Genomic DNA, 19,682 nt, shown 5'->3' with positions numbered 1-19,682 from the left:
TCCTTATTCCGGTTCTGCGTACTGGATGCCGCGGCCGTTGGTGCCCAGATGGACCCGGCCGTGGACACGGGGGTCACCGGTGATCACTTCGCCGGTCCAGCCCCACTGATGGGTGTCGTCGTTGATCCGGACCCAGGTGGCACCCGCGTCGTCGGAGCGCAGCACCGCCACGCCGTCGAACGTCGCGGAGACCCGTCCGGTCTGGAAGACGGCGGGATACCCGGCGCCGGGCCGCTTCCTGCCCCTGACCGGAGCCGCCCGGCCGAAGCCCAGGGCGTGCGAGGCCTGGCAGCCGGCCACCGCCGTGAACGTCACCCCGCCGTCCGTCGAGCGGAACAGTCCGTGGTCCTTCGCCGACAGCCACAGGTCACCGCTGCGGCCCGGCGCGGCCGCCACCTTGAACTGCACGTCGCCCGACGGGAGTCCGGTCGCGCCCCGGGTGAAGGTCGCCCCGGCGTCACCGGACAGGAAGACCGCGCCGGTGTCGGTGTCGTAGACGTAGAAGCGCCGGGGATCGAGCGGATCGGCGACCGGGGTGCCGCCCTTGGGGAAGGTCGTGACCTCGGTCCAGCTCGCACCGCCGTCCGTGGACCGGTGCGCCGGATACTTCGTGCCGTCCCAGTGGATGAAGGACCAGAGCAGCGTCGCCCCGTCCGCCGAGACCGCGACCGGCCCGGGGGCCGACGCCGCGATCTCCGGCTGGGCGGCGAACGGCTGCCAGCTCCGGCCGCCGTCGAGGGACGAGGCGCCCGCCGCGCCTGCGCCGGACGGCCAGCCCGTCCGTACGACGTACGAGGGCCTGAGCGCCGCCAGGGCGAGCCCGGTGGCCGTGCCGGAGACCGGGTTCGACGCCATGCCGCGGGACGGGGAGGCGGTGAGCGAGTCGTGGTACATCACCCCGATGTCGCCAAGACCGCTGAGGAGCCGGGCACCCTTCCCGGGCGGGGCGATGAGGAACTTGACCGCAGACTCCTCCAGGCCCCGGATCTCCGGGGCCCAGTGGACCAGGTCCCGGGTCCCGAAGACCGTGGCGCCGGTCCCGAACACGACGTGCTTCGAGTCGAACGGGTCCACCGCCACGGACTGGATCCACCAGCCGAACTTCGCCTCGGCCTCGCCCCAGCGCAGGTACGGCGTCTCCGACACGTCGAGCACCGCGGTGTCCTTGAGCGAGGTCCAGCTCGCGCCGCCGTCGGTGGACCGGAACACGGTGTCGACCTGCGACCAGCGGTTGTCGGTGGTGACGACCAGGGTGCCGGCGCGGCGCGCGTCGACCGCCACGCCGCCGTAGCCGAAGCCGTCCCCGGCCGCGGCGTCGGGCTTCACCGGCGTGACCTCGCTCCAGGTGTCGCTCACCGTGTCCAGCCGGTGCACCGAGCCGTCGGACTGGCCGTTGGGGCCCGGGGCATCCGCGTAGGTGACGTACAGCGCCCGGCCGCGGGCGTCGTACGCGGCCCGGATCGGCACCTTCGTCGCCGCGCTTCCCGACGGCCGGCCCGGCACCGCCTGCCAGCCGCCGGCCCCGTCCGTACGGTAGAGCGTGGTGGAGCCGTCGCCCCAGCCCGCGTACACCGTGCGGCCCGCCGCGGTGAGGAACACGACGCCCTGGCCGCTCGCCGAAGGCGTGGCGGGGAAGGCGGCGGGCGCCCAGGTCGCCCCCCGGTCGGTGGAGCGCAGCAGACCGTCGTGCCGGGTGCCCAGCCAGAGCGTCCCGCTGTCCCGGGGATCCACCAGCAGCCGCTCGCCGGCGCCGCGCCCGTCCTCGTTGGCGCCGAGACGCACGGTCAGGTCGGCCCGCTGCCAGCTCGCCCCCCGGTCCTCGGAACGCAGTACCGCGCCGGGGCCCGCCCAGTCCTGGGCGTAGGTACCGCAGGCGAGATAGAGGCGGTCCGGGTGCGCGGGGTCGACGGCGAGCGCCTCGATGCCCAGGAGGTTCCAGTCGTCCCAGCCGAGGTGGTCGGTGAGCGCGGTCCAGCGGGCCTTCGACGCGTCCCACCGGTAGGCGCCCCCGATGTCGGTGCGGGCGTAGACGAGTCCCGGCACGGCCGGGTGGAAGAGCAGCCCGGTGACGAATCCGGTCCCGCCGATCGCGGCCGTCCGCCAGCGGTGCGGCTGATGGCTGTCGTCGTGGCGGCGGGCCGGGGCGGCAGCGGCGGGGGCCGCGGCAGGCAGTGCCACGGCAGCGGCGGCGACGGCCGCCCCGGCGAGCACGGTACGGCGGCTGGGCGTGGGCGCGGACGAAGCGCGCATGACGAACACCTTCCGGACGGGGGAGGGGAGGAGGAGCGGTGCCGGGCCGGGGGACCGGCCGGTCCGGCCCGGGTGCCGGGGGGATCAGCCCTTCACGGCGCCGGTGAGCATGCCCTTCTGGAAGTGCTTCTGGACGAACGGCGACAGCACCGCCACCGGGATCAGCGCGAGGATCATGACCGCCATCTGCACGGCGAGGCTGTTGATCGACCCGTCGCTGACCGCCGCGCCCATGGCGCCGGGCGGCACCTGGTGCTGGAGGACCAGCTGACGCAGGATCATCTGCAGCGGGTACTTCTCGCTGTCCTGGATGTAGAGCATCGCGTTGAACCACTGGCTCCAGTACCCGACCGCGTAGAACAGCGAGATCACGGCGATCACCGCACGCGACAGCGGCATGATGATCTGGAGCAGGATCCGCCACTCGCCGGCGCCGTCGATCCGGGCCGCGTCGATCAGTTCGGGCGCGGTGTCCATGAAGAAGCCGCGCAGCACCAGCACGTTGAAGACGCTGATCGCGCTCGGCAGGATCATCGACCAGTAGCTGTCGCTCAGCCCGATGCCCGTGACCAGCAGATACGTGGGGATGAGCCCGGCGCCGAAGAACATCGTCGCCATCAGGGTCATCAGCAGCGGCCGGTGGGCGTACGAGTCGCGGCGGCTCAGCCCGTACGCGCACAGGATCGAGACCACCATGCTGACCACCGTGCCGACGGCGGTGAGGCCCACGCTCACGGCGGCCGCGCGGGTCACCGCGCCCCCGCTGAGGAGCTCCTTGTAGGCGACGAAGGTGAGGTGTTTCGGCCAGACGACCAGACCGCCGGCGTCGTTGATCGTCCGGGTGTCGGAGAGGCTGGTGACGAGCACCACCCAGATCGGGACGATGACGACGGCGCAGATCGCGACGAGACCGACGCCCTTGAAGGCGAGACCCGCCTTGGTGGGCTCCTCCTCCCACACGGGGCGCGGTTCCATGCGCAGCGCGCGCTGGAGCGGGGTCTCCGCGCGGGGTGCCGGCCCCGTGGGGTCCTTCTCGAGTTCCAGGAGAGTTGTCATTTTTTGGAGTACACCCCCTGCTCGCCCAGCATGTGGGCGACCTTGTTGGCACCCAGCACCATGGCGACGCTGAACAGCCCCTTGAAGATCCCGGCGGCGGCGGCGTAGCCGAAGTCGCCGGTCTTGATGCCCGTCCACCAGATGTAGGTGTCGAGGATTTCCGAAGCGCCGGCGCCGACCTGGTCGCGCTGGAGCAGGATCTGTTCGAAGTCGAGGTTGAGCGCGCTGCCCACCCGGAGCACGAGCAGCAGCGCGATGACCGGACGCAGGGCGGGCAGCGTCACGTGCCACATCCGGCGCCAGCGGCCCGCGCCGTCCACCGCCGCGGCCTCGTAGAGGTCGGTGTTGACGGCGGCGAGCGCGGCGAGGAAGACGATCACACCCCAGCCGGCGTCCTTCCACACGGCCTGGGCGGAGACCAGGAACTTGAAGAAGCCCGGATCGGTCATCAGGTCGAAACCCTCATGACCGTGCTCGCGCAGCCACTGGGCGACCAGGCCCGCGCCGCCGAACATCTGCTGGAAGACGGTGACGACGAGCACCCACGAGAAGAAATGCGGCAGATAAACGACCGCCTGGACCCAGGCCCGCACCCGTGCGCTCATGATCGTGTTGAGCAGCAGCGCGATGGCGATCGGGATGGGGAAGAAGAGGACGAGCTGGGTGAGGAAGATGACCAGGGTGTTGATGAGGACTTCCCAGAAGCGGTAGTCCTCGAAGATCCGGGTGAAGTTGTCGAAGCCGACGAACGGACTGCCGGTGATGCCCAGGTCGTAGACGTCGTAGTCCTGGAAGGCCACGATGTTGCCGAGCAGCGGGATGTAGTTGAAGACCAGCAGCAGGGCGATGGCCGGCAGCGTCATCAGCACCAGGGTGCGGTCGCGGTGCAGCCGCTGGCGCCAGGTGATGCCGCCCGCCCGCGGTCCGGTGCCCGTTGGCCCCTTCCTCGCCGGTCCGCTCCTCCTCGTACCGGAGTTGCGGGTACCGATCGCCCGGGACCTGCCCGTCCGACCGCCGTTGCCGTCCCTGCCGTCACCGCTGCCGCCGCCGGCCGGGGCGCCGGCCCCGTCGCAGGTGCGGTCCGGGTCGGTCGCGACCGTGGCCCGTGGCTTCACCGTGTGCTCCCCATGTCGTGCTCTCCGCCCCGGCCGCCGGGCTTCGTGCGCCCGGCGGCCCTCTGACGACCTCATCCGGTCGTTGCTGTCCTGCGTACGGGTGTCGCGCGTCGTACGCGTCAGTTGCCGGAGCCGTTCTTGTCGAAAATGTCCTGGTACCAGGCGCGCAGCTTCTCGCCGCCGCTCTTCTTCCAGGTCTCCACCGCGTCGTCGATGTCGCTGACCTTCTTGCGGCCGCGGCGGATGTCCTTCTGCAGGTCGTCGAAGGGGGTGTACAGGGAGGCGTAGCGCTGCGGTTCGACGACCTGCATGCCGAAGAAGAGCGGCTTCTTGATGTGCGGGGCCTGACGTGCCATCCAGCCCGCGTAGTCCTTGGCCAGCTGCGGCTGGTCCGGGTAGGCGATCGAGGTCGGCGGCGAGGCGAGGTACAGGAAGGTGGAGGGCTGCGCCTCCTGGACACCCTGCGGGGTGAAGGTCGGGGCGCCGTCCTTGATCGTGTAGTGGGTGCCCTTCACGCCGTAGTTGGTGAGCATGAACTCCTCGGTGCCGTACGGCGCGGCCGCGTAGTCGGCGATCGCGAGGAACTCCTCGATCTGTGCCTTGGAGAGCTTCTTGCTGAGGAAGGTGAAGATGCCCGCCGGGTCGTCCTGCCACAGGATCGGCTTGCCGCCGTCGTGGTTGAACAGGTCCAGCGCCTGCATGTCGAAGTCGGGGTTGGCGGTCGCCTGCTCGGTGACCATGCCCTTCCAGCCACCGGTGCCGTCGTTGTACATCACCACGTGGCCGCTGGTGAAGCGGATCTTGGAGTCGGCGTCCTTGTTGGCCTCGGCGTCCGGGTGGACGTACCCGCCGTCGTGGAGCTTGCGGGCGAAGGCGAGCGCCTCGCGGTACTCCTTCGTCTCGATCTTGTGGACCAGCTTGCCGTTCTCCAACTGCCAGTAGTGCGGCGCGTCGGGCAGCAGTCCGTAGATCTTCTGGATGACGGTCCAGAGGTCGTCGAAGGCCCACACCTTCTTCCGGGGAGCGGTGTACTCCTTGCCGAAGGCCAGCAGGTCGTCCGCGCTGGCCGGTACGGCGCCGGAACCGATCAGGTCCTTGCGGTAGAAGATCGCGTTGCCGATGACCGGCGTCGGCATGGGCAGTCCGCGCAGCTTCCCGCCGAACACGGAGAACTGCCAGGCGCCCGTGGGGATGTTCGCCAGGTTCGGGTACTTCTTGACGGCGTCGCCCGCCAAGTAGGGGGACAGGTCTGCGAACTTGGCGCTGATCGCGTTGCGGATCTGGCCCACCATGTTCCAGCCCGGGATGGTCATGACATCCGGGATGTCCGAACCGGCCAGCACCGCGCCGATCTTGTCCTGGTAGGTGTTGCCGTCCTGCGGGTCGAAGTTCAGCGTCGCGCCGACCGCCTTGTTCACCGCCGTGTAGTACGGGTTGTTCTTCTTCGGAACGGTTCCCCACAGCGGTGTCATGACCCGGAACTTCGAGCCCTTGCCCGGAACGGACTTGACCGAGACGACCAGCGGGTCAGGCAGCTTGGTGAAGCCGGGGCTCGAACCGTTGACGCTCGCGACATCGGGCTCGACCAGGTTCAGCGGAGCGAAGGCCGGCACGACCTTCTTCAGAGCCTTGCCCGAGGTCGTGCCCTCCTTGTCCTTGGAACCGGAACCGGAGCCGCCGCACGCGGCGAGCAGCGGCACCCCGCCGGCCACGGCGACGGCGGCGACCGCGCCCGTGGCGAGGAAGCTTCGCCGGCTCGGAGCCGTGGAGGAGGGGAGGAATTCGGCGTCATTGCGTCAACCCTTCGAGGCGCACCAGGACGACACGTGGCGGGTGACCGCCGCTCGGTTCCTGTGTCTGAGGTGGAGCGTTGCTGACTGAGCCGGTATGACCGGCCGCAGGTGAAGCGGTTCAACAGGGAGGCGGCAGAGCCTGTCACCGTCCCGGGAGGTCAAGGGCGCCGGGCGCCCCGTCGAAGCTCTGTCGAAGCGCTTCGATGTTGCAGCGAGGTTAAGTGAAGGGCCCCGGCCGCACAAGAGTCCGTTTCCAGATTCCTCCGACCTGTTTCCGAACCGTTTCCTGGCGCAATGTAAGCCTGGACGGTACGGAGGTCACGGGCGGACCCTTGACACGCGCGGGGTCGGCCACGGAGCATCGAAGCGCTTCGAAGGATCTTCCGACGCTCCGTGAGGGCTCCGAAGAGGTCCTGGCACCGGAATACCTCCCACCTCTCCAAGGGGACCCGCACGTGACGGAACAACCGCAGCCCTTCCGCGACCCGCAGCTGCCCTTCGCCAAGCGCATCGACGATCTGCTTCAGCGGCTCACGCTCGACGAGCGCGTCGCGATGCTGCACCAGTTCGCCCCGGCGGTCGACCGGCTCGGTCTCGGTGCCTTCAGGACCGGCCAGGAGGCCCTGCACGGCGTCGCCTGGATGGGTCCGGCCACGGTCTTCCCGCAGGCCGTCGGGCTCGGGGCCACCTGGAACGACGAGCTGGTGCGCCGGGTCGGTGAGGCGGTCGGCAACGAGGTGCGGGCCAAGCGGGCCGAGGACGACCGGGTCGGGCTCAACGTCTGGGCCCCGACCGTGAATCTGCTGCGCAACCCGCTGTGGGGACGCGGCGAGGAGGGGTACTCCGAGGACGCCGGCCTGACCTCCGCCCTCGCGGTCGCGTACACCCGGGGGCTGCGCGGCGACCATCCGCTCTACTGGCGGACCGCCCCGGTCCTCAAGCACTGGCTCGCCCACAACAACGAGACCGACCGCGACACCGCCTCCTCCTCGGTCCGCCCGCGAGTCCTGCACGAGTACGACCTCAAGGCCTTCCGCGGCGCTGTGCAGGCAGGTGCGGTGGCCGGGGTCATGCCCGCGTACAACCTGGTCAACGGGCGGCCCAACCACCTCTCGCCGCTGCTCGCCCAGCAGTTGCGCAGCTGGACCGAGCGGTCCCTGGTGGTCTGCTCCGACGCCGGGGCGCCGTCCAACCTCGTCGACTCCGAGCACTACTTCGACACCCACGAGGAGGCGACGGCCGCCGCACTGCGGGCCGGTGTCGACAGCTTTACCGACCACGGACAGGACTCCGCCGTGATGACCGGCCGCATCCGCGGCGCCCTGGAACGCGGCCTGCTCGACGAGCACGACATCGACACGGCCGTCCGCCGGCTGCTCGAACTGCGCTTCTCGCTGGGCGAGTTCGACCCGGACATCGATCCGTACGCGGACACCGCCGACTTCGACACCGAAGACCACCGGGCGCTCGCCCTGGAGGCCGCCGAGCAGGCCGTCGTGCTGCTCAAGAACGACGGCCTGCTGCCCCTGGACCCCACCGCGGGCAGGACCGTCGCCGTGGTCGGGCTCCTCGCGGACGCCTGCAAGCTCGACTGGTACAGCGGCACGCTGATCCACCGCTCCACCCCGCTCGACGGGCTCAGGGAACGCTTCGGCGCCGAGCACGTCGTCTTCGCGGAGGGCGCCGACCTGGTCCGGCTGAAGTGCGCGGAGGGCTGGCTGCGGATTCCCGCGGCGGACGCGGACCGGGAGCCGGTCCGCGGCACGGAGGGCGCGCTCGACCCGGCGCTGCTCGCGGGCCGCACCGACCTGCCTCCGCTGACCTGCGGTGACACCCCGTCGGAGCTGGCACTTGTGGACTGGGGCAACGGCGTGCTCACCCTGCGGGAACCCGCCGGACGTTACCTGTCGGTGGCCGAGGACGGCTTCGTGCGCGCCTCCGCGGACGAACCGGGCGGCTGGATCGTCCAGGAGACGTTCCGGCTGGAAGCGGTGGAGGGTCATGACGGCGGTCAGCGCCTTCTGCACATCGGAACGGGTAGGTATGTCTCTGTCGCCGCCGACGGCGTAAAGGTTGCCGCCCCGGGCGAGATAACTTCCGGACCGGGCAGGGCCGACGGAACCGTCTTCGAGATCGAGGTGACCGAACGCGGCGAGGACGCCGTGGCCCGCGCCGCCGCCGCGGCCGACACGGTGGTCGTCGTCGTCGGCAACGACGCGCACATCAACGGGCGCGAGACCGAGGACCGCGCCACCCTCGACTTGCCCCCACAGCAGGAACGCCTCTGGCGCGCCGCTCATGCGGCCAACCCGCGCACGGTCCTGGCGGTCACCTCCGCCTACCCGTACGCCCTCGCCGACGCGGCTGCCGCACTCCCCGCAATGCTGTGGACCGCGCACGGCGGCCAGGCCGCCGGCACGGCCCTCGCCCGCGTCCTGGCCGGCGACGTCTCCCCGGCAGGCCGGCTGCCGCAGACCTGGTACGCATCCGACGCGGAACTGCCCGGCCTGCTGGACTACGACATCATCGGCTCCCGCCAGACCTACCTCTACTACCGGGGCACCCCGCTCTACCCGTTCGGCCACGGGCTCTCGTACAGCGACTTCGGCTACGACTCCCTGACCGCCGAGCGCGAGGGGGACCTGCTGCGGGTGTCGCTGACCGTCACCAACACCGGCGGCGTCGCCGCCGACGAGGTCGCCCAGCTGTACGTACGGGAGGTGGCGCCGTCCGTCGTCCGGCCGCTGCGCCAGCTGGCCGGGCACCGCAGGCTGCACCTGGCACCCGGGGCGGGCGCACGTGTCGACTTCACGGTGCCGGTGGCCGAACTCGGCCACTGGGACGTGGCGCACGGCCGCTGGACCGTCGAGCCGGGCGCGTACGAGATCCAGGCCGGCGCGTCCAGCGCGGACATCCGGATCGCGGCCGTCGTCACCGTCGACGGCGAACCGACCGGACCGCGACCCGTGATGGCGCGCGGCGTGGCGGCGGCCGACTACGACGAGCAGCTGGGCACCGAGATCGTCGACCGGGCGAGGACGGACGGCGACGCGGTCACCGCCCTCGTCACGGGCAACGAACTCCTCTACCGACGCTGCGACTTCGCAGCCGGAGCGGGCGGCGTCGCGGTGTCGGCGTCGGGGGAGGGGGCGGTGCTGATCACCGTCGACGGCACCACCGTCACCGTCCCGGTCGCCGCCACCGACGGACCGTACGACTACCGCACCCTGCGGGCCGAGCTCAGCGCCTCCGGCATCCGCGACCTGCGCGTCACCCTGCGCGGCGCAGTACGTCTGGCCGGGATCACCTTCACGGCGGCCGCCGAGTGAACCGGATCGCCCGGCCCGTCCCCCTCCCTCCTCCTCCAGTTGCCCCCGGCAAGGAGTCCGCATGAAGTTCACCGACGGCTTCTGGCTCATGCGTGAGGGCGTCACCGCCTGCTACGCGACCGAGATCCGCGATCTGCGCGTCAGCGCCGACCGGTTCACCGCCCATGCCGCGGTCAAGCACGTCTCCGGACGCGGCGACACCCTCAACACCCCGCTCATCACGGTCGAGTGCTTCTCCCCGGCGGAGGGAATCATCGGGGTCCGCGCCACGCACCACGCCGGAAAGGTGCACCGCGGACCCGATTTCGGCCTGCCCGGCCTGGACCCGGCAGCCGCCGGCGCCCGTACCCGCCGGGACGGGGCGGTCACCGAACTGACCAGCGGACCGCTGACCCTGCGCACGGACGGCGACGGCCCCTGGGGCATGACCTTCCTCGACGCCGACGGACGCCGCCTCACCGGAGTCGACGCCAAGGGCACCGCCTTCGCCACCGCCCCGGACGGCACCCACCACATGATCGCCCAACTCGCCCTGGACATCGGCGAGAACGTCTACGGCCTGGGCGAGCGCTTCACCCCGTACGTGAAGAACGGCCAGAGCGTCGACATCTGGCAGGCGGACGGCGGCACGAGCAGCGAACAGGCCTACAAGAACATCCCGTTCTACCTCTCCTCGCGCGGCTACGGCGTCTTCGTCAACCACCCCGGCAAGGTCTCCTTCGAGATCGGTTCGGAGTCGGTGGGCCAGGTGCAGTTCAGCGTCGAGGACCAGTCGTTGGAGTACTACGTGGTGGCCGGGCCGACACCCAAGGAGGTGCTGGCCCGCTACACCGCCCTCACCGGCCGCCCGGCCCTGCCGCCGGCCTGGTCGTTCGGCCTCTGGCTGACCACGTCGTTCTGCACGTCGTACGACGAGGCGACCGTCACCTCGTTCGTCGACGGCATGGCCGAGCGCGAGATCCCGTTGTCCGTCTTCCACTTCGACTGTTTCTGGATGCGCGAGTACCAGTGGTCGGACTTCCTCTGGGACCCGGAGGTGTTCCCCGACCCGGAGGGCATGCTGGCCCGGCTCAAGGAACGCGGTCTGCGGATCAGCATGTGGATCAACCCCTACATCGCCCAGAAGTCCTCGCTGTTCGCGGAGGCCGCCGAACTCGGCTACCTGGTGCGCCGGGCCGACGGCGACATCTGGCAGTGGGACCTGTGGCAGCCGGGCATGGCGCTGGTCGACTTCACCGATCCCGCGGCGCGGGACTGGTACAACAGCAAGCTGCGGGTCCTGCTGGACCAGGGCGTCGACTGCTTCAAGACGGACTTCGGCGAGCGCATCCCCACCGACGTCGTCTGGCACGACGGCTCCGACCCGGAGCGGATGCACAACTACTACGCGCAGATCTACAACCGCACGGTCTTCGAACTCCTGGAGAAGGAGCGCGGTCACGGTGAGGCGGTGCTCTTCGCCCGTTCCGCGACGGCCGGCGGCCAGCAGTTCCCGGTGCACTGGGGCGGCGACTGCTTCGCCTCGTTCACCGCGATGGCCGAGTCGCTGCGCGGCGGGCTCTCGCTGAGCCTGTCCGGCTTCGGCTTCTGGAGCCACGACATCGGCGGCTTCGAGGGCACCCCCGACCCCGCCGTCTTCAAGCGCTGGCTCGCCTTCGGCCTGATGTCCTCGCACAGCAGGCTGCACGGCAACGTGTCGTACCGGGTGCCGTGGGCGTTCGGCGAGGAGGCGGTCGACGTCACCCGGAAGTTCACGCTGCTCAAGCACCGGCTGATGCCGTACCTGTACGGGGCCGCGGCCACCGCCCACCGGACGGGCGTCCCGATGATGCGCCCCATGCTGTTGGAGTTCCCGGGCGATCCGACGACCCGGATGCTGGACCGCCAGTACATGCTCGGACCTGACCTGCTGATCGCGCCGGTGTTCACGGAGGACGGGCAGGTCGAGTACTACGTCCCGGAGGGCGCCTGGACGTCCCTGCTGACCGGCGAGACGGTCACCGGACCGGGCTGGCGCCACGAGACCCACGGCTTCGACAGCCTGCCGGTCCTGGTGCGGCCGGGCGCGGTGCTGCCCTGGGGCTCGGACGACCGGCGCCCGGACGGCGACTGGCTGGACGGCCTCACCCTGCGGGTGTTCGGCCCCGCGACCGCGGCCGCCGGCGCCGTGGTGACGGTGCCGGACCTGACGGGCGCGCCCGCCGCGACGTTCCGGGCGCAGGAGAACGGGGGCGCCCTGACCGTCACCGCCGAAGGCACGGACCGGCTGTTCCGGGTGGTCGCGGAGACGACGGGAGCCACCGGGGAGGGGTCCGGCACGGTGACGGTGCGAGGCGCCTGACGGGTGCGGGGTGCGGGGTCCCGTTTTGGGCGGGGCCCCGGATACGGCTGCGGACGGGCGGGCCCGGTCCCGTCCCGGTGGTTCAGCGCGTCGCCGCGGCCAACGCGCGGTCGGCCGCGCCCCGGGAGGTGTGCCACAGCGTGGTGACCGGCTCCCACACCCGGATGCCGCGGTCCATGCCCACCTTCGCGGCGCCGAAGGTCACCCCGTAGTGCGAGGGGTCGGCTGCCACGGACAGGCTGCGCACGACGTGCCCCTCGCGGGTCCGCGGCGCCGCCGTACGCACGGCGGCGTATCCGTGCTCGCCGGGCGAGAGCACGTAGGAGCCGCTGGTGGCGGGCGGTACGGGCTGGGCCGAGCCGTCCAGACCCCGGAAGGTGACGGTCGGGATCCGGTCCACCACACAGGTGCGGCCGCCCCGGTTGGTCACGGCGATCCGGGCGGTGTTCTGTCGCCCGCCGGGCGAGGCGGAGATCCTGAGGGCCTTCTCCTGGCAGACGGCCGGGCGGCTCGAACTCCCGGCGGAGGCGGAGCCCGGGGCGGCGGAGGCCCCAGTGGCCGTCAGGGTCACGGCGGCCGCGGCGGTGAGGGCGGCGGTGAGGGTGGAGCACAGACGCATGATGTTTCTCCCCTTGGATCGACAGCCTGCGGTCGTGGCCGGAGGGCCTCGGTGGCCGATGAGGCCGACAGGGACATTCTGGACGGTATGCCGCGTTCTTGGCGATAGATCGGACATATCGGTTCAGTATCTGTCGCTCGGCCGGCGCCCGCCCACGGCTCCCGAGCGCGCACCGGCCGCCCGGCGGCTGCCGTGCGGCCGGTGCGCGGGAGGCGTCGTCAGTGGCTGATCCCGGCGAACGTGACCGTGATCGGCGTCTGCTGGATGCCGGTGTTGCCCACGTGGAACACGTGCCCCAGGAACTCCGAGTCGGAGACCGTGTTGCCGCTGACCGTCTGGGTCGCGGTGGTGCCGTCACCGTTGCCGTTGCCGGCGTCGCCGTCGGCCGCGGCCGTGCCGGCCAGGCCGACGATCGCGATGACGGCGAGCGCGGGGAGTGCGAGAGCGGTACGCATGCGCATGGTTGCTGTCCTTGGCTGGGGGGTGGGGGGGTGCTGCCCGGTCAGCAAAGCGACCGGGCCGGGGAAACGCCCCCATTCACCCGTACCTCGGCGCGCCGTGCCTCGTGACGGGCCGAGGCGGCGACGGGGATGCCCGACCGCAGCTCCAGCGGCCTCCGGCTCCTGGCTCCCGATCCCCCTCCTGGCTCCCGGCTCCCGGCCGGACCGTACGCGCTGACCGCTGCCGCCGGCGTTACCTCGCACGCACCGTGGCCCGCACCTCGCGGTCCGGCTGCAGCGTCAGTGTCGGCACGGGGTTGATCGTGCCGGGGTCCACGTCCAGCTCGAACCGGCGGGCGAGCACTGCCAGTACCAGCACCGCCTCGACCATCGCGAACCGTGTGCCCAGGCAGACCCGGGGCCGCCGCCGAACGGGAACCAGGCGTACTCCGCGATCTCGTCGGCCGCGTCCGCGTCCGCGGCCCAGCGCTCCGGGCGGAACTCCTCCGGTTCGGGGAACCACCTCTCGTCACGGTGTGTGGCCCACTGGCTGCTCCACACCCGGGTGCCCTGCGCCATGGGCACGCCGCCGATCCGTGCCCCTCCTTGGCGACCCCGGTGACCAGCCATATCGTCGGGTACAGCCGCAGCGTCTCCTTGACGACCGCCTGGGTGTACGTCAGCCGTGCGTAGTCGTCGAACTCCGGCTCGCGGTCGCCGAGTACCAGGTCCAGCTCCTCGCTGAGTGCGGCGCGCGCCCGCGGGTTGCGGGAGAGCAGGTACCACGCCCACACCAGTGTCGAACTCGTCGTCTCGTGGCCGCCGATGTACAGCGTGACCGTCTCGTCGCGGATCTCCTGGTCCGTGAGCCGGGCGCCCGTCTCGTCCACCGCGGTGAGCAGCCGGCTGAGCAGGTCCGGGCGGTCGTCCCCGCCGTCGCGGTGGCGGGCGACCACCCGGCCCACCTCGGCGTCGATGACCGCGGCGGCCTTCCGGATCCTGGCCCGTCCCGGGGTGGGCACCCAGTCCGGCAGCAGGGCGCCGATTCCGGCGAACTCCTTGCCGATCTCCGTCTGGGCCACGTCCATGGCCCGGCCCATCGCCTCGGCGTCGGCGGGTGTGTCGACGCCGAAGATGGTGCGGACGGCGATCTTCTGCGTCAGCGCCGCCATCTCCCGCTTGATGTCGATGCGTTCACCCCCCGACCAGGTGTCGGCCAGCTCCACCGTGCTGCCCGCCATGGTCGCCGCGTACGAGCGCACCTGCTTGGGCCGCACGGACGGCTGCACCAGTGAACGCTTGCGCCGCCAGTCGGACCCGCGCGCCACCACGACTCCATTGCCCATCACGGTGCGGAACGCGATACCGAGGGCCGGCTGGTCGAAGGTGCGTTCCGTCTCGGTGAGCAGTTCGCCTATGCACTCGGGATCGGCCACGAAAACACAGGAGTTGGGGCCGAAGCGCCACCGGACCATGTCCCCGTGGCCGCGCAGCCGCTCGAAGAACGCGAGGGGGTTCCTGGCGAACTGCGGCATGTTCCCGAGGAGCGGCAGCCCTTTCGGGCCCGGCACGATCCGGTGGCCGCGCGCCTCGGCATCGACGGCCGGGCCGGTCTCCGTGGACATGTGAGCTCTCCGCTCCATGGGGCGCACCACGGTCGGTGCGCGGTGACATGACTCCGGTGGATCCGCTGACCCTGGATCCGTCACCGGCCTTGTGGAGTACGTGAGTTGTCGAGGGTAGCCGGGCGGTGGCACGGAGTGGGGGGTGGTCGTGCCGCTACGGCCGGATCCGGCCCCGGCCGGTCAGGTGCACCGGCGTTACTCGCTCATTTGCCTAAAGGTATTAGGCACCTGCATAATGGGTGATGCCGAACAAGGGGATGAGTATGGTGCGTGCAGGACTGACCGCGGAACGTCTGGCCCAGGCCGGGGCCGAGCTGGCCGACGAGGTCGGCTTCGACCAGGTGACCGTCTCGGCGCTCGCCCGGCAGTTCGACGTCAAGGTCGCGAGCCTGTACTCGCACCTGAAGAACTCCCACGACCTCAAGACCAGAATCGCCCTGCTCGCCCTGGAGGAGCTCGCCGACCGGGGCGCCGCCGCCCTGGCCGGGAGGGCCGGCAAGGACGCCCTGAGCGCCTTCGCCGACGTCTACCGCGACTACGCCCGGGAGCACCCCGGCCGCTACGCCGCGGCCCAGTTGCGGCTCGATCCGGAGGCGGCGGCAGCCAGCGCGGGCGGCAGGCACGCGCAGATGACCCGGGCGATCCTGCGCGGGTACGACCTGACCGAGCCCGACCAGACGCACGCCGTACGGCTGCTGGGCAGCGTCTTCCACGGCTACGTGAGCCTGGAGATGCAGGGCGGGTTCAGCCACAGCGCCCCGGACTCGCAGGAAAGCTGGGCGCGGGTGCTGGACGCGCTCGACGCCCTCCTGCGGAACTGGCCCGCACCCTGACAGGAACACCGCGCCGGCCGGCCTGACCGCCCGCCGGCGAGAGCGAAGCCCCCCTACACAGACACTGAGCGACGGGTGGAGACATGCACACCGAGACCGACTGGATCACCACACCGATCACCGCGGCCCTCCTGCGCGGCGCGCTCGACCTGGAGCGCACCGAGCGCGGGCTGCGTCCGCACCGGCTGCCCGACCGGGCCCGCGCGCAGTGCGACGACGGGCAGCTGGCCATGGTGGAGGCCCAGCCCTCCGGCGTACGGCTGGTGTTCCGTACCCGGGCCACGGCGTTGGAGCTGGCCGTACTCCGGACCAGGACCGCCTACGAGGGCGTGCCGGCACGCCCGGACGGTGTGTACGACCTGCTCGTCGACGGCCGACTCGCAGGGCAGGGGAGTGCTACCGGCGGCAACGTCCTCACGGTCGACATGACCAAGGGGTCCAGGGAGTTCCGGCCCGGCCCGGTCGGCAGTGTCGGGTTCTCCGGGCTGCCCGACGGTGACAAGGACGTCGAGATCTGGCTGCCGTACAACGAGACCGCCGAGCTCGTCGAGCTGCGCACCGACGCCCCTGTCGAGCCCGCACCGGACAGCGGCCGCAAGGTGTGGCTGCACCACGGGAGTTCGATCAGCCACGGCTCCGACGCGGCGAGCCCCACCACCACCTGGCCCGCACTCGCCGCCTCGCTCGGCGGGGTGGAGCTGATCAACCTGGGCCTGGGCGGCAGCGCCCTGCTCGACCCGTTCACCGCCCGGGCCATGCGCGACACCCCCGCGGACCTGATCAGCGTCAAGATCGGCATCAACCTCGTCAACGTCGATCTGATGCGGCTGCGCGCCTTCACCCCGGCGGTGCACGGCTTCCTCGACACCATCCGCGAGGGGCACCCCAGCACGCCGCTCCTGGTCGTCTCGCCCCTCCTGTGCCCCATCCACGAGGACACCCCGGGCCCCAGTGCCCCGGACTTCAGTAACCTCGGTGAGGGAAGGCTCCAGTTCGTGGCCGTGGGCGACCCTGCCGAGCGGGCCGCCGGGAAGCTGACGCTCAACGTCATCAGGGACGAGCTGAGCCGACTGGTGAAGCAGCGCTCGGCCGACGACCCGCACCTGCACTACCTCGACGGCCGCAGCCTCTACGGCGAGGAGGACTTCGCCGAACTGCCGCTGCCGGACCAGATCCACCCGGACGCCGCCACCCACCGCCGCATCGGTGACCGCTTCGCGGCCCTCGCCTTCGCCCAGGGAGGCCCGTTCGCCGCGGACCGGGCCTCCTGACCGGGGCGGGCCGGGGCGGAGGGGCATCCGGCACCATGAGCGGCCGCGGCCGCGGGCTCCGGAGCTCGGACAGGGTGCGCGGAGCCGTCAGCCGGGCCCGGGAGCGGGCCGGTCCGGCTGACGGCCCGGCGTCAGGCGCCCGGCGGGACCCGGGACGGGCGGCCGTTGCCGCGGGTCAGCGAGTAGCCGAAGACGGCCGCGAACGCGCCCAGCACCCCGCCGCCGACGGTCCACAGCCAGCGGTCGGTCCACCAGCCGGAGGCCCAGCCGTCCTCGGGTTCACCGGCGGCCGGGACCGAGCCGGACGACGCGTCGTGGGTCGCCTGCCCGACCGAGGACACGCCGGGCACCAGCGGTTCGGACAGCGTGCCGTCGACGTCCCCGGCGCCGCCCTGGCCGGCCGACGTGACCTCGACCTCGGTCCGTACCGGAAGCCCGAGATCCGCCGAAGGCAGGTCGACGACCGTGAGGCGGACGTAGTAGCTGCCGGGCAGCGGGTCGTTGGCCCACGGCTCCGACCAGGCCCTGACGGTGCGCAGGACGCAGGTGAGCTCGACCGCGGTGGCGTCGGCCGCGGCCGTGCCGGTCTGCCGGCCGTACATGCAGGCCTGGCGGCGGCGCAGCCCGTCGTACACATCGACCTGCCAGGTCGAGGCGCCGTGCCGGGTGGCGCTCTCGGGCAGGGTGACCTTCGCCTTGACCGTGGCCCGCTGGCCCGCGTCGGCCGGGAACACCCAGTAGAGGTAGTCGCCCGTGGAGCCCCCGGCGGTGGCGGTCTGGTCCTGCTGGATCGCCGTGGCGGTACGGAAGGTGGTGCCCGCCTCGGTGGGGCCGGAGCCCTCGGCGGAGGAACCGGGGCTCGGACTCGCCGACGGGTCGTCCGCGACCGCGGCCCCCGCCCCGGTGAGCAGGGCGAGGCCGGTGAGCAGCGCGCCCGCGAGCACGCGTGTCGTACGGATCATCGGTTGGTCCTCCAGACGGCGATGCGCCAGCGCGAGATCCAGCCGGTCAGCAGGCCGGCGATCAGTCCGGTGAGGACCAGCACGCCGAGCAGCCACCAGCCGCGGCCGAGACCGAACGCGGCGGGGTCGGCCGCGGCGTCGGGGGCGTCCACGACGTCGACGGTCAGCTCGACCGGCATGCCGGGTGCGGTCTTCACCGAGGCGGGGGCCGAGAAGGAGTTGCTGACCTGGAGACACACGGTCTCCGCTGCGGGCTTCACGTCACCGTCCGTGTCCTCGTCGGGCTTCGGGTATCGCAGCCCGGACGAGATGGCGTCCGTGCGTCCGGTGCCGGACTCCGAACCCCTGACGATCTCTCTGCCGTGCACCGTCACCGCGCGCAGCAGCATGCCGTAGTCGTTGTTGACGGCGCGGTCGGCGAAGACACTGACCGAGGCGCGCAGTTCCTGACCGGGCAGCACGTCGACCCGGTACCAGCGGTGCTCGGCGAACTTCTCGCGGTCGGTGTAGAGACCGGGCTTGAGCTGCGGGGCGTCGGTGCAGCTGCCCGCGCCCTCGGTCGCGACCGGGGTGACGACGGGTTCGGCCGCCCGGTCCACCAACTGCTTCACACGGCCGGAGAGTTGATCGGTGTGCTGGACGGCGGTGTAGGTGCCGCCGGTGGCCTCCGCGATGCAGGTCAGCTGCTTGCGGATCTTCGCGTTCGGCACCAGGCCGAGGGTGTCGATGACCAGGTGGATGCCGCGCGCCGCGATGTCACGTGCCACTTCGCACGGGTCGAGCGGCCCGCAGGTGTCCTCGCCGTCGCTGATCAGCACGATCCGGCGGGTGGAGTCACCGCCGTCCAGGTCGTCGGCTGCGCCCAGCAGCGCAGGGCCGATCGGGGTCCAGCCGGTGGGCGCCAGGGTGGCCACCGCGGTCTTGGCCTCGGTGCGGTCCAGCGGGCCGACCGGGTAGAGCTGCTTGGTGTCCTTGCAGCCGACCTTGCGGTCGTCGCCGGGGTAGTCGGCACCGAGGGTACGGATGCCGAGCTGCACCTGCTCGGGCACCGAGTCGAGGACCTCGTTGAAGGCCTGCTTCGCCGCGGTCATCCGGGACTGGCCGTCGATGTCCCGGGTCCGCATGGAGCCACTGACGTCGAGCACCAGCTCGACCTTGGGGCGGCTTTGGTGGGGGTTTCATCGGCCGCGGCGGGGAGGGCCGAGCCGAGCCCGGCGGTCAGGGTGGCGAGCAGAATGCCCACCCCGACCGTCAGCCTTCTTCTTATGATCATCGCCGGATAGTAGTGAACATCAGTTCGCTTTCCAAAACGGGTCGTTGGCCGTCCCGCCCGCCCGCGCGGCAGGTGTCGCGAAATGTGACAACAGGTCAGCCGCGGAGCGGTCCGGCCCGGCTCCGGTGGTCTGCCGCTCAGCCCCGCCGGTCCTTGCCCAGCAGGGGAGCGGACGCCCGGTCCAGTACCGAGCCGATCCGTGTCCAGCCGGCCAGATCCCTTTCCACCGCCTCCAGTTGCAGGTCCTCGCCGGTGCCCCAGCCGGAGGCGATCGCGACCGGGTCCTTGCCGGTGGCCGCCGCTGCCGCGAGCGCGGCAGCGCCCACGGCGACGAGCTCCCCGCCGGCCGGCACGGTCACCGGCCGGCCGGACAGCCGCCGCACGGTCTCCACCCACTGACGACCCTGGGCGCCGCCGCCGATCAGCCGCAGTGGCCGGGCCGCCACCTCGGGATCGGCCGGGTCGAGTCCGCAGGCCCGCAGCAGTTCGTCCAGCGCCCGCAGCACCGTGAAGACCGCGCCCTCGTAGGCGGCGCCCAGGAGCTGCTGGGGGTGGTGTCGTGCCGCAGGCCGGTGAGGAGGCCCGCGGCGGTGGGGAGGTCGGGGGTGCGTTCGCCGTCCAGGTAGGGGAGGAGGACGGCCTCGCCGCCGGGGGCGGCGTCCTCGCGGTCCAGGCCCAGCAGTGCGGCGACCTTGTCCACGGCGAGCGTGCAGTTGAGGGTGCAGGCCAGCGGGAGGTACGTACCGTCGGCCGCGGCGAAGCCGGAGAGCGCGGG

The 19,682-nt window shown here is 71.7% G+C and carries 12 protein-coding genes and 2 pseudogenes; 4 read left to right on the top strand and 10 right to left on the bottom strand.

Features of this window, described 5'->3' with window-relative positions; translation table 11 throughout:
• Positions 1-3: 3 nt before the first annotated feature.
• The 4 genes from LNW71_RS01265 to LNW71_RS01250 all read right to left on the bottom strand — a co-directional run bounded on the left by LNW71_RS01265 (position 4) and on the right by LNW71_RS01250 (position 6,133).
• Positions 4-2,250: a 1,4-beta-glucanase gene (locus LNW71_RS01265; protein WP_250966517.1), complete on the bottom strand. Its 2,247-nt coding sequence runs from the start codon at positions 2,248-2,250 to the stop codon at positions 4-6.
• Between the two features lie 84 nt (positions 2,251-2,334).
• On the bottom strand, positions 2,335-3,306 hold the full coding sequence (locus LNW71_RS01260) for a carbohydrate ABC transporter permease (RefSeq protein WP_250966516.1): 972 nt from the start codon (positions 3,304-3,306) through the stop codon (positions 2,335-2,337).
• On the bottom strand, positions 3,303-4,421 hold the full coding sequence (locus LNW71_RS01255) for an ABC transporter permease subunit (protein WP_250966515.1): 1,119 nt from the start codon (positions 4,419-4,421) through the stop codon (positions 3,303-3,305). Before LNW71_RS01255 ends, LNW71_RS01260 begins: the two co-directional genes overlap by 4 nt.
• Before the next feature lie 119 nt (positions 4,422-4,540).
• Positions 4,541-6,133 carry an extracellular solute-binding protein gene (locus tag LNW71_RS01250; protein ID WP_250966514.1) on the bottom strand — a complete coding sequence of 531 codons (1,593 nt, stop codon included), beginning with the start codon at positions 6,131-6,133 and terminating at the stop codon, positions 4,541-4,543.
• A 536-nt stretch (positions 6,134-6,669) separates the two neighbouring features.
• Here LNW71_RS01250 and LNW71_RS01245 point away from each other — a divergent pair.
• On the top strand, positions 6,670-9,543 hold the full coding sequence (locus LNW71_RS01245) for a glycoside hydrolase family 3 C-terminal domain-containing protein (RefSeq protein ID WP_250966513.1): 2,874 nt from the start codon (positions 6,670-6,672) through the stop codon (positions 9,541-9,543).
• Between the two features lie 61 nt (positions 9,544-9,604).
• A complete protein-coding gene (gene yicI, locus LNW71_RS01240) occupies positions 9,605-11,884 on the top strand; it encodes an alpha-xylosidase (protein ID WP_250966512.1) in 2,280 nt (759 codons plus the stop codon).
• Between the two features lie 82 nt (positions 11,885-11,966).
• Here the strand turns inward: yicI and LNW71_RS01235 are convergent, their stop codons facing one another.
• The 3 genes and pseudogenes from LNW71_RS01235 to LNW71_RS01225 all read right to left on the bottom strand — a co-directional run bounded on the left by LNW71_RS01235 (position 11,967) and on the right by LNW71_RS01225 (position 14,568).
• Positions 11,967-12,503: a DUF4232 domain-containing protein gene (locus LNW71_RS01235; RefSeq protein ID WP_250966511.1), complete on the bottom strand. Its 537-nt coding sequence runs from the start codon at positions 12,501-12,503 to the stop codon at positions 11,967-11,969.
• Positions 12,504-12,721: 218 nt separating this feature from the next.
• Positions 12,722-12,964 (bottom strand): hypothetical protein, encoded by a 243-nt coding sequence (locus LNW71_RS01230; protein ID WP_250966510.1) that lies wholly within the window; start codon positions 12,962-12,964, stop codon positions 12,722-12,724.
• Positions 12,965-13,196: 232 nt separating this feature from the next.
• A pseudogene (locus LNW71_RS01225) lies at positions 13,197-14,568 on the bottom strand (cytochrome P450).
• Positions 14,569-14,831: 263 nt separating this feature from the next.
• Here LNW71_RS01225 and LNW71_RS01220 point away from each other — a divergent pair.
• The gene (locus LNW71_RS01220; RefSeq protein WP_250966509.1) at positions 14,832-15,401 is read left to right on the top strand and encodes a TetR-like C-terminal domain-containing protein; all 570 of its coding nucleotides are present in this window, start codon (positions 14,832-14,834) and stop codon (positions 15,399-15,401) included.
• An 83-nt stretch (positions 15,402-15,484) separates the two neighbouring features.
• On the top strand, positions 15,485-16,672 hold the full coding sequence (locus tag LNW71_RS01215) for a GDSL-type esterase/lipase family protein (protein WP_250966508.1): 1,188 nt from the start codon (positions 15,485-15,487) through the stop codon (positions 16,670-16,672).
• A 131-nt stretch (positions 16,673-16,803) separates the two neighbouring features.
• Here LNW71_RS01215 and LNW71_RS01210 read toward each other — a convergent pair whose 3' ends face one another.
• The 3 genes and pseudogenes from LNW71_RS01210 to LNW71_RS01200 all read right to left on the bottom strand — a co-directional run bounded on the left by LNW71_RS01210 (position 16,804) and on the right by LNW71_RS01200 (position 19,620).
• Positions 16,804-17,634: a hypothetical protein gene (locus LNW71_RS01210; protein WP_250966507.1), complete on the bottom strand. Its 831-nt coding sequence runs from the start codon at positions 17,632-17,634 to the stop codon at positions 16,804-16,806.
• Positions 17,631-18,907 (bottom strand): annotated as a pseudogene (locus tag LNW71_RS01205) (VWA domain-containing protein). The gene LNW71_RS01210 and the pseudogene LNW71_RS01205 overlap by 4 nt, the downstream one beginning before the upstream one ends.
• Positions 18,908-19,044: 137 nt before the next feature.
• Positions 19,045-19,620, bottom strand: a complete 576-nt coding sequence (locus LNW71_RS01200) for an FGGY-family carbohydrate kinase (RefSeq protein ID WP_250971852.1) — start codon at positions 19,618-19,620, stop codon at positions 19,045-19,047.
• Positions 19,621-19,682 lie beyond the last annotated feature (62 nt).

Origin of the sequence: Streptomyces sp. RKAG290 (assembly GCF_023701695.1) — a bacterium.
In the GTDB taxonomy this organism is placed as follows: Bacteria; Actinomycetota; Actinomycetes; order Streptomycetales; family Streptomycetaceae; genus Streptomyces.
Note: the sequence above shows the minus strand (reverse complement) of the source record. Positions and strands in the feature narration are given on the sequence as shown.

Coding starts and splice junctions, on each gene's coding strand:
- LNW71_RS01215 (WP_250966508.1), top strand. CDS start 15,485: ATGCACACCGAGACCGACTGGATCACCACACCGATCACCGCGGCCCTC.
- LNW71_RS01230 (WP_250966510.1), bottom strand. CDS start 12,964: ATGCGCATGCGTACCGCTCTCGCACTCCCCGCGCTCGCCGTCATCGCG.
- LNW71_RS01235 (WP_250966511.1), bottom strand. CDS start 12,503: ATGCGTCTGTGCTCCACCCTCACCGCCGCCCTCACCGCCGCGGCCGCC.
- LNW71_RS01265 (WP_250966517.1), bottom strand. CDS start 2,250: ATGCGCGCTTCGTCCGCGCCCACGCCCAGCCGCCGTACCGTGCTCGCC.
- LNW71_RS01260 (WP_250966516.1), bottom strand. CDS start 3,306: ATGACAACTCTCCTGGAACTCGAGAAGGACCCCACGGGGCCGGCACCC.
- yicI (WP_250966512.1), top strand. CDS start 9,605: ATGAAGTTCACCGACGGCTTCTGGCTCATGCGTGAGGGCGTCACCGCC.
- LNW71_RS01220 (WP_250966509.1), top strand. CDS start 14,832: ATGGTGCGTGCAGGACTGACCGCGGAACGTCTGGCCCAGGCCGGGGCC.
- LNW71_RS01210 (WP_250966507.1), bottom strand. CDS start 17,634: ATGATCCGTACGACACGCGTGCTCGCGGGCGCGCTGCTCACCGGCCTC.